Genomic DNA, 9,644 nt, shown 5'->3' on the forward strand with positions numbered 1-9,644 from the left:
GAAGCGATGTCGCGGAAGCCTAAGATGAAGGGATAGGCCGCGATCCTTCGCGCCCCCCTCTGTCCTGCCGGACATCTCCCCCACTTGGGGGGAGATTGGCAGCTTCGCCGAAGGCGTCATTCCTGCAAAGTTGGCGATTGGCGAAAGCCGGCGCGACATCCGATCTCCCCCCTTGTGGGGGAGATGCCCGGCAGGGCAGAGGGGGGCGCTGTCCCGCCGGCATTCCGAATTGCCTGCACTCAAGCGACGCTTCGAAGATGGGGGGCCGCGTCGCTTCGCTCCTTGCTTCGCCCGAGGATGACGAGGGATCAGCGTTGGCGCTTCTCCCCAAAAGTCACCGCTTCTTCGCCCTGCCGGCGAAAGGATTGTCCGAGGTGCGCAGCGCCATGCGGATCGGCACGCCGGGCATGTCGAAGGCCTCGCGCAGGCCGTTCGACAAATAGCGGACATAGGATTGCGGCATCACGTCCGGGCGCGAGCACGACACCACGAAGCCCGGCGGGCGGGTTTTTGCCTGCGTGACATATTTGATCTTCAGCCGGCGGCCGGCGACGGCGGGCGGCGGATGGTGCGCAAGGATGCCTTCCAGCCAGCGGTTGAGCTTGCCGGTCGAGACGCGGCTGTTCCAGACCTTGTGCGTCTTGATGACGGCGTCCATCAGCCGGTCGAGGCCGCGTCCGGTCTCGGCCGAGACCGTCACCGCCTGGATGCCGCGCACCTGCGGCAGAAGCCGCTCAGTCTTCTCACGCAGCTCGGCCAGAAGCGCCTGCGGATTGTCGATCAGGTCCCATTTGTTGAAGGCGATCACCGGCGCACGACCCTCGCGGATGATCAGGTCGGCGATCTGCAGGTCCTGCTTCTCGAATGGGATGGTGGCGTCGAGCACGATGATGACGATCTCGGCGAAGCGGATGGCGCGCAGGCCGTCCTGCACCGAAAGCTTTTCCAGCTTTTCCTGGACCTTCGACTTGCGCCGCATGCCGGCCGTGTCGAAAAGTTTTATCCGGCGGCCGCGCCAGTCCCAGTCGACCGAAATGGAATCGCGGGTAATGCCGGCTTCCGGGCCGGTCAGCAGCCGCTCCTCGCCGATCAGCGCATTGATCAGCGTCGACTTGCCGGCATTGGGGCGGCCGACGACGGCAATGCGCAGCGGCTTGGTGTCGTCATAGGCGGGCTCGGCATCTGGATCGGCGATGTCCTCGCCGATCAGCACCTCGCTGACGGCAATTTCATCGCTCGCTTCTTCATCGTCCTCGCCGAAGGCGCGTTCTTCACCGAGTGCGGCAATCACCGCGTCGCGCAGGTCGGGCATGCCCTGGCCATGCTCGGCCGAGACCGGGATCGGCTCGCCGAGGCCGAGCTCCCAGGCTTCCAGCATGCCGCCTTGGGCGCCGCGCGCTTCCGCCTTGTTGGCGACCACCACGACCGGCTTGCCGGACTTGCGCACCACCTCGGCAAAAGTCCGGTCGTCGGGCATCAGGCCCGACTTGGCGTCGACGGTGAAGAAGATCAGGTCGGCCTCGCGGATCGCGATCTCGGTCTGCTGGCGCATGCGGCCGGGCAGCGTCGAGGCGGCCGCATCCTCGAAGCCGGCGGTGTCGATGACGTCGAAGTGCAGGTCGTAGAGCTTGGCGGCGTGGACGCGACGGTCGCGCGTTACCCCCGGCGTGTCGTCGACAAGCGCCAGCTTCTTTCCCACCAGCCGATTGAAAAGAGTCGATTTGCCGACGTTAGGCCGGCCGATGATGGCGACTTTGAAGCTCATCCGGGGTCACGACGCGTTGCCCGACCCGCGGATCAGTTCGGACATCAGTGTCGCCCGCTGGCGCACATTGCGCGGAGCGCCATCATCCGAAGAGATCTGGTCGAACAGTTTCAGCGCATCCGCCGACTTGCCTTCCTTCCAGGCGGCAAGGCCGAGCGCCTCGCGCGCCGAGCTGCGCAGCGGGTTGGTGTCGGCGGTCAGCGCCTCGACACGGCTGGAGACATCGGCGAAGGAACCGTGATCGACCAGCAGCAGCGCCGCCCTCAGCCGCGCCATGTCGCGGATGCCGGCGGGAATGGCGCTGTCGGCGGCGACCGCGTCGAAATCCTTGACGGCGGCGTCGACGTCGCCCTTGTCGGCCTTGACGGTCGCGCCCCGCATGCGGGCGAGCAGCGGATAGGCGCCGTAGCCATCCTTTTCTAGCTGATCGAGCGCGGCGATCGCCTCGTCGTTCTTGCCGTCATTGGCGAGTTTGAGCGCAGCCGAGAACGCATCGCCCGAGCGGTTGGCGCGGATCTCGTCCCAATAACGATAGCCGACGACGGCGGCGGTGCCGACCACCACAAGGATCGCCAGGCCAAGCAGCGCCGGACCAAAACGGTCCCACAGCGCCTGCGCCTGCTCGCGACGAATCTCTTCGTTCACTTCGCGGATAAAACTGTCGTCCGACATCAATCAAAAACCATTGCGGCCCCGGATGAGGCGCTTCTTGAGCCCCGCGTTTTAGCGAAATTTTGTCGGCATGGAAGGGGGATGGCCGGAAAATCGGCGGGACAGTCCGGCGCGACGTCAAGACTGCGCGGAACGCATCGATGCCACATTTGGGCGATAGCCGGCTTTCCAACAGCCCGAAAGATTGCAGATGTCACGTTCGTTCCGCGTCCTTGCGTTCAGCCTAGCCTCGCTTGCCTCCGCTGGCGCAGCCTTCGCCGATCCGCCCAAACCGGCTGCGCGCCTGCCGGCGAGGCCGAAGCAGGTCGTCCTCATCTCCTTTGACAGCGCGCGCGAGATTTCGCAGTGGGAACGCAGCCGTGCATTGGCGAAGCGCACCGGCGCACACTTCACCTACTTCCTCTCCTGCGTCTTCCTGCTCTCGCCGGAAACACGCGCTGAATATACGGCGCCCGGCAAGGGCGCCGGCAAATCGAACATCGGCTTTGCCGCCTCGAAGCAGGAGGTGGCGGACAGGCTCGAACAGATCCGGATCGCGGCCGCCGAAGGCCACGACATCGGCAGCCATGCCTGCGGCCATTTCGACGGCAAGGACTGGAGCAAGGCCGACTGGCTGGCCGAGTTCGGCGCGTTCCGGCGCATTCTCGAAAATGCCTATGAGATCAACGGCATTTCGCCTGAGCCACCCGGCTGGCGCGATTTCGCGCGCCATGCCGTGACCGGTTTTCGCGCGCCGTACCTCTCGACCGGCAAGGCGCTTTACGATGCGCTGCCGGAAGCCGGCTTCCAGTATGACGCAAGCGGTGTCTCGAACGGCCCCGCCATGCCGCCGACGAAGAACGGCACCACCCGCTTTGCGCTGCCGCTGATCCCGGAGGGGCCGAAGTCGAGGCCGGTGGTCGCCATGGACTATAATCTCTATGTCCGCCATTCAGGCGGTTTCGAGATGCCATCCAAGGCGGACGAGTTCGCCGACCGCGCCTATCATGCATTCCGCGCCGCTTTCGATGCGCAGTACAACGGCAAGCGGCTTCCGTTGGAACTCGGCTTCCACTTCACCCAGATGAACGGCGGCACCTACTGGAATGCGCTGGAGCGCTTCGCCGATGAAGTCTGCGTCATGCAGCAAGTCGAATGCATCAGCTTCCGCGACTATGTCGAACGGCAACGCCCAGACGAAACACAGGCCGCCGTGGGCGGCTGAGCCGCCCACCTTTTCTGATAAATATCAGGCCGGATCTGGCTCCTCCGCCCGGTGCTCGATGAAGCGACGGTCGATGCCCGGCAGCGGTTCGCCCTTGATCGTGGCCTCAAACGCGCGCAGGCGCTTGTAGATCGACAACAATTCGACGATCGTCGTCCACGAATTAACCAGATACTGAAATGATGTTCGCACCTGCTCGAAAGCATTTAGAATCTGATTCAGGGCACCCAGCGTAATTTTTCCAGCAATAATGGTTGGCGTTAGAACAATGTAAGGAAAAATGTTGTCTGTCTGCAGGTATAATATCCTAGCAACATTGAAATACATGTAGTTGAAATAAAGCCTGAAATAGTTCCTCCGTACATTCTCGAAAAGCTCCGCAACTGTCGGTGGCTGTGCCCGTTCGATATCGTCCTCGCCGTAGACCAACTCTTTTCGGTAAGCGGCCTCAACGCGCTGATTTCGAAATTGCAGCCCTGGCAACCGGATGCCTACTATAGCCAGGAAAGTCGTCCCAAACAGCGACCAGACTATAGCTACCACCACAAGCGCGTTTGGCACATGGCCGATCAGGGGAAGGTCGGTAACGTTGGCCGAGAGCCGCATCAGCACCGGCAGGAAGGCGATCAGGGTCATGACCGACTCGACGAGACTGACGCCCAGGCCCTCCATCGTCGTTGAAAACCGCATCGTGTCTTCTTGTACGCGCTGAGAGGCCCCTTCGATGTTACGCAGGCGATCCCAGTTGGCCATGTAGTACTCGTTCATCGCCGTACGCCAACGAAAAATGTAGTGGCTGACGAAGAAGCGGGTCAACACGCCAACGACAACGGCGACAAACGCAATGCCGGCGAAGTCTGCAAGGTCATGATAGAATTCGGCGTTCGTAACTGGGCGCGACTTGGAAAGAGCCGCCTGGATCAGATCGTAGAAGGGACCATACCAATTATTGATCGCTACGCTGACCTGCACCTGAAAGTACGTAGTGAAGAGAATCAGCGACGAGCCAAGGAGCGACCAGCCGCGCCACGGATGCGGAGAATACCATCTCCAGAACGTATAAAAGATTCCAACTGCCGCCGCAAAATATGCGTAGAACCAAAGGAAGGGCGATGACCAAAAAACCGCGACGCCAATGATCGGCGGAGCGTCGGCTGCTGCCGGCGGCAGCCCGAGCATGGCGCCAACTTCCGCACCGCCGAAGAACCAGACAAGGACTAGAAAAAGGCTCCAGACGGCGGCCGAGGTGAAGAAAAGCTTCGGCTGCGGGAAGAAGGATACGAACACTGTGGCGGGTTTCCTCGGTCTGACCGCAAATCAGCGGCGTTGCTGTTTGGCGGGCATAAGGTCACACATTAGTGGGAAAGAAAATGCCCTGCCCTGCGCCCAGCACCGAGCAAGACCACAAATCATGGCGATTTTGGCGCAGCCGACCATGTGATGACGCCGGACACCAGCAGAGCGGCAGCCGCCATCATCGAGGCAAGCACGTAATTGCCCGCGGCTTGCGCGAGCAGGCCGGCGGCGATTGGGCCGACGATCTGGCCGAGGCCGAAGGCGGCGGTCATCACCGCAAAAATACGGCGCGGAGCCTGCGGAGCGAGCTGCCTGGCCGTCTGCAGGCCGAGCGCGGTGATGGCGATGAAGGTGCCGCCGAGCAGGATGCCGGCGAGCAGCGGCCCGGTGAAACCTTTCACGACGACGCTGGCGGTGACGCCGACCACCTCGACCAGGCAGCTCACGGCATAGGTGGCGTAAAGCCCGATCCTGCCGGCGAGCTTCTGCCAGAACCACGTCGACGGAAAACCGGCAAGGCCGGCGACCATCCAGACGGCGGCCTCGAAGACGCGCCCGCCGCCACCCTGGCGAACGATGGCGACCAGGAAGGTGGCCGTCACCACATAGCCGAAGCCGAACAGCCCGTAGGCCAGGATCATCTTCGTCAGCGATCCGTCCTTCGGCAGTGCCGGCTCGGGACCATCGACGCCGTTGGCCGGCGTAGCCGACCCTGCGAGCAGTGCGACGATGAGCAGGCCTACGACCGAAAGCGCTCCCGACCAAAGCCAGCCGGCGGCCCAGCCGGCATGTCCGGTGACGAGAATGGCGAGCAGCGCCGAAGAGACCGCAATGCCCAGGCCGACGCCGCCGAAATGCAGCGCCTGCAGGTCGCCGCGGCCGGCCGCGGCAAGATGGCTGAAGACGATCGACGACATGAACACCATGACGAAGGCGCTGGCCAGCCCGGCGAGAAAGCGGATGACGAGAAAAGCGGCCATCGTCTCGTTCAGCCCCATGAGGCCCGCGAGCACGGCGCTGGCGGCGAGGCTGACAAACATCAGCGAGCGCTCGTGGCCATGTGCCCAGCCGCCTGCCGCGGCAAGCGCGCCGATGAGATAGCCAAGATAGTTGGCCGAGGCGATCCAGCCGGCATCGGCCGGCGTCAGGTGCAGTTCCTCCATCATGCCGGGCAGGATCGGCGTGTAGACGAAGCGGCCGATGCCCATGGCGACGGCAAGGGCCGTCATGCCGGCAAAGGCAAGACGCAAGGGGGATGGCGAGGCGGCGTTCATTGCAGCGCAACATAGATGTGTGCGCAGGCGAAACAATGCGCTTATGTTGGGCCAGAATGGCGACGACGCTACTGGATCGCGAAGCCTCCGCTTCGCTCGGCTGACCTCTCCCCGGTGGGGAGAGGAGACTATCGGCGCCTGCGCCAGCCTCTTCTCCCCGCCGGGGAGAAGGTGGCCGCGAAGCTGCCGGATGAGGGGGCTCGCTGGCTTAGCGGCAGCGAGCTCCGGCTGTCTCGTATGCCGTTCTACCGGCCGTCAGCCGGAACGGCATGTCGCCGAGCTCGCGCTCCGACATGGTGTCGAGCACCGGGTGCGACAGCGGGTCGACGATCCAGCGGGCGATCTCGTCCTCGCCGTATCGGCCCCGTTTGGGCTCGGTGTTGGAAAGCGCCCTCAGCAAAGATAAAATCTTCATTGGATTGCCTCCAAGCTCTGACCCGCCTCGCTAAAATCCGCCTTTTCTTGCCAAGTTTCAATTGAGATTTCGACCCCACCGGTTTAGAAAAACTGAATGGCTATGCTGAACCGCGTCCATTTGAATGGTCTTCGCGCCGTGGAGACCGTCGCCCGGCTGGGCTCGCTCGCCGCCGCGGCCGCCGAGCTCAATGTCTCGGTCAGCGCCGTCAGCCAGCAGGTCAAGCGCACGGAAAAGCAACTGGGACAGGCGCTGTTCGAGCGAACGCCCGGCGGGCTGGTTCCAACAGAATTCGGCACCGCCTTCACGGCCCGGCTGAGCGCAGGTTTTCGCGAACTCGCGCAAGCGGTGGCGTTGGCGGACGAGGCAAGCGAGTGCACGCTGGTGGTGTCGGTGGCGCCGGCCTTCGCCTCGAAATGGCTGCTGCCAAGGCTGTCGCGGCATTTCGCCCGGCACCCGAACGTTCTGCTGCGCATCGACGCATCAGGTCGGATCGCCGATCTCGACCATTCCGACATCGACATCGGCATCCGGATGGGCGACGGCAAATGGCCGGACGTGCACGCGGAACTGCTGTTGGCGCAGGAAATGTTTCCGGTCTGCGCACCGTCGATCGCGGCCAAGCTGAAGTCGATCGAGGACCTGGCGCAGACCTGCGCCATCACCGACGAACGGTCGATGATCAGCTGGGACAGCTGGTTCGAGGCGGCGGGAGTGAAGCCTGTCACCTTCCTCAAAGGCGCGCGCTTCACCGATCCGATGCTTTGCCTGGAGTCTGCGATCGCCGGCCATGGCGTGATGCTTGCCTGGCAATTGCTGACGGCCGACGCGCTGGCGGACGGAAGGCTGGTGGCGCCCTTCGGCGTGCGGGCTGAGAGCGGGCTTGGCTACTGGATGGTCACCTCGGCCACCAAGAGCGAGAGCCGCAAGGTTCGCGACTTCAAGACCTGGATCCGCGAGGAGATCGCGGCGACCATGGCTCAGTTCCGCGCGCTCGACAGCGCCGCCTAAGCTCGTTTGGGCATGATCTTTGCCGAAAAACCGCTGCGCACTTTTCGGGATCATGCTCTGAACAGGCCCAGTCGATCGCGGTGGAAAGGTCGGGCTCACCGGTCTATGTAAGAACCCAGACCCCAACATAATGGCAGGCAGGATCATGACCACACATTCGCGCGGCGTCTCGGCAACAATCGACCCGGTGAAGCTCGACAGGCTGGCCGAGGTCGCCGTCAAGGTCGGGCTGCAGCTGCAGCCCGGACAGGACCTGGTGCTGACCTCGTCGATCGCGGCACTGCCGCTGACCCGGCGCATCGTCGAGCATGCCTACAAGGCCGGCGCCGGGCTGGTGACGCCGATCTTCAACGACGACGAGATCACGCTGGCGCGCTTCCGTTACGGCGCCGACGCCGGCTTCGACCGTGCCGCCGGATGGCTTTATGAAGGCATGGCGAAGGCCTTCTCCAACAATGCCGCGCGGCTTGCCGTGCGCGGCGAGGATCCGTCGCTGCTCTCCGCGCAGGACCCGGCCAAGGTGGCGCGCGCCAACAAGGCGAACTCGATGGCCTACCAGCCGGCGCTGGAGAAGATCACCGGCTTCGACATCAACTGGAACATCGTCGCCTATCCCGATCTTGCCTGGGCAAAACAGGTGTTTCCGGGCGAGCCCGACGACGTCGCGGTGGCGAAGCTTGCAGACGCCATCTTCTCGGCTTCGCGGGTGGATGTCGAGGATCCGATCGGCAACTGGAAGGCGCACAACGCGGCGTTGGCCGAACGCACGAAATGGCTGAACGATCATAATTTCCATTCCCTCCATTTCACCGGCCCCGGCACCGACCTGATTGTCGGACTGGCTGAAGGGCATGAGTGGATGGGCGGGGCGTCGACGGCCAAGAACGGCGTCACCTGCAACCCGAACATCCCGACCGAGGAAGTCTTCACCACGCCGCATGCCTGGCGGGTCGAAGGCCACGTCTCCTCGACCAAGCCGCTCTCCTACCAGGGCACGCTGATCGATGAGATCTCGGTGCGCTTCGAGGGCGGGCGGATTGTCGAGGCCAAGGCCTCGAAGGGCGAGGACGTGTTGAAGAAGGTGCTCGACACCGACGAGGGCGCGCGACGCCTCGGCGAAGTGGCGCTGGTGCCGCATTCCTCGCCGATCTCGAAGAGCGGCCTGTTGTTCTTCAACACCCTGTTCGACGAGAATGCGGCCTGCCACATCGCGCTGGGGCAGTGCTATTCGAAATGCTTCGTCAACGGCGCCTCGCTCAGCCAGGACGAGATTGCGCAGCGCGGCGGCAACAAGAGCTTTATCCACATCGACTGGATGATTGGCTCGGACAAGATCGACATCGACGGCGTGGCCAAAGACGGCAGCCGCGTGCCGGTCATGCGCAAGGGCGAGTGGGCCTGAGGAACTCTTTGGTTTTTTCTTGGAATTGCTTGGCGACGGAGGTGCGATGGCCTTCGACATAGCGGTGAAGCGCATATATGAGGCGCCCGAGAAGGCCGACGGCCAGCGCGTGCTGGTCGACCGCATCTGGCCGCGCGGCGTCGCCAAGAAGGACGCCGCGCTGGCGCTCTGGCTGAAAGAAATCGCGCCGAGCGACGCGCTGCGCAAATGGTTCGGGCATGAGCCGGAGCGCTGGGCGGAGTTCCAGAAGCGGTATCGGGCTGAGCTCGACCGGAACGAGGAGGCTGTGGCGCAGCTGCGCGGGCTGCTTCGCGAGGGCAAGGTGACGCTGCTCTACGGCGCGCATGACGAGGCGCATAACAATGCAGTGGCGCTGATAGGGTATTTGCAGGCTAGTTCGTAGCGACTGTGCGTACGCTTTGATATCCTGGCGGGACAGCGCCCCCCTCTGTCCTGCCGGACATCTCCCCCACGAGGGTAGGGCTATCGCATATGAGTGAAGAGGCGGAGTAGGTCTTGATCGGCCCATCGTGCTTTGAGTCGTTTGTGGCTGAGCGGGATGTTTTCGGGGTCGGCTCTGAGAACATTGAGCGTGAGGCGCCGAA

Annotated in this window: 9 protein-coding genes; 4 read left to right on the top strand and 5 right to left on the bottom strand. The window is 63.4% G+C overall.

The features are described 5' to 3' along the window. Window positions 1-334: 334 nt before the first annotated feature. Window positions 335-1,765 carry a ribosome biogenesis GTPase Der gene (gene der, locus AC4FWB_RS05655; RefSeq protein WP_491024823.1) on the bottom strand — a complete coding sequence of 477 codons (1,431 nt, stop codon included), beginning with the start codon at window positions 1,763-1,765 and terminating at the stop codon, window positions 335-337. Between the two features lie 6 nt (window positions 1,766-1,771). Further along, a complete protein-coding gene (locus AC4FWB_RS05660) occupies window positions 1,772-2,437 on the bottom strand; it encodes a tetratricopeptide repeat protein (protein ID WP_491024824.1) in 666 nt (221 codons plus the stop codon). A gap of 190 nt (window positions 2,438-2,627) precedes the next feature. Between AC4FWB_RS05660 and AC4FWB_RS05665 the strand changes: the two genes are divergently transcribed. Further along, entirely contained in the window at window positions 2,628-3,641 is a 1,014-nt protein-coding gene (locus AC4FWB_RS05665) for a polysaccharide deacetylase family protein (protein ID WP_491024825.1), read from the top strand. A gap of 24 nt (window positions 3,642-3,665) precedes the next feature. On the opposite strand, the gene sbmA is transcribed toward AC4FWB_RS05665, so the two are convergent. The 3 genes from sbmA to AC4FWB_RS05680 form a co-directional block, all read right to left on the bottom strand. Continuing rightward, entirely contained in the window at window positions 3,666-4,928 is a 1,263-nt protein-coding gene (gene sbmA, locus AC4FWB_RS05670) for a peptide antibiotic transporter SbmA (RefSeq protein ID WP_491024826.1), read from the bottom strand. 122 nt (window positions 4,929-5,050) lie between these two features. Continuing rightward, window positions 5,051-6,211, bottom strand: a complete 1,161-nt coding sequence (locus tag AC4FWB_RS05675) for a YbfB/YjiJ family MFS transporter (protein ID WP_491024828.1) — start codon at window positions 6,209-6,211, stop codon at window positions 5,051-5,053. Between the two features lie 208 nt (window positions 6,212-6,419). Beyond that, on the bottom strand, window positions 6,420-6,626 hold the full coding sequence (locus AC4FWB_RS05680) for a hypothetical protein (RefSeq protein WP_491024829.1): 207 nt from the start codon (window positions 6,624-6,626) through the stop codon (window positions 6,420-6,422). 96 nt (window positions 6,627-6,722) lie between these two features. Here AC4FWB_RS05680 and AC4FWB_RS05685 point away from each other — a divergent pair, with 96 nt between their 5' ends. The 3 genes from AC4FWB_RS05685 to AC4FWB_RS05695 all read left to right on the top strand — a co-directional run bounded on the left by AC4FWB_RS05685 (window position 6,723) and on the right by AC4FWB_RS05695 (window position 9,442). After that, on the top strand, window positions 6,723-7,637 hold the full coding sequence (locus tag AC4FWB_RS05685; RefSeq protein ID WP_491024830.1) for a LysR substrate-binding domain-containing protein: 915 nt from the start codon (window positions 6,723-6,725) through the stop codon (window positions 7,635-7,637). 145 nt (window positions 7,638-7,782) lie between these two features. Continuing rightward, window positions 7,783-9,039 carry an aminopeptidase gene (locus AC4FWB_RS05690; RefSeq protein ID WP_491024831.1) on the top strand — a complete coding sequence of 419 codons (1,257 nt, stop codon included), beginning with the start codon at window positions 7,783-7,785 and terminating at the stop codon, window positions 9,037-9,039. Window positions 9,040-9,085: 46 nt separating this feature from the next. After that, window positions 9,086-9,442, top strand: coding sequence for a DUF488 domain-containing protein (locus tag AC4FWB_RS05695; RefSeq protein WP_491024832.1), 357 nt, complete (start codon window positions 9,086-9,088; stop codon window positions 9,440-9,442). Window positions 9,443-9,644: the final 202 nt, after the last annotated feature.

It is taken from the genome of Mesorhizobium sp. LEGMi-168a (assembly GCF_058312955.1).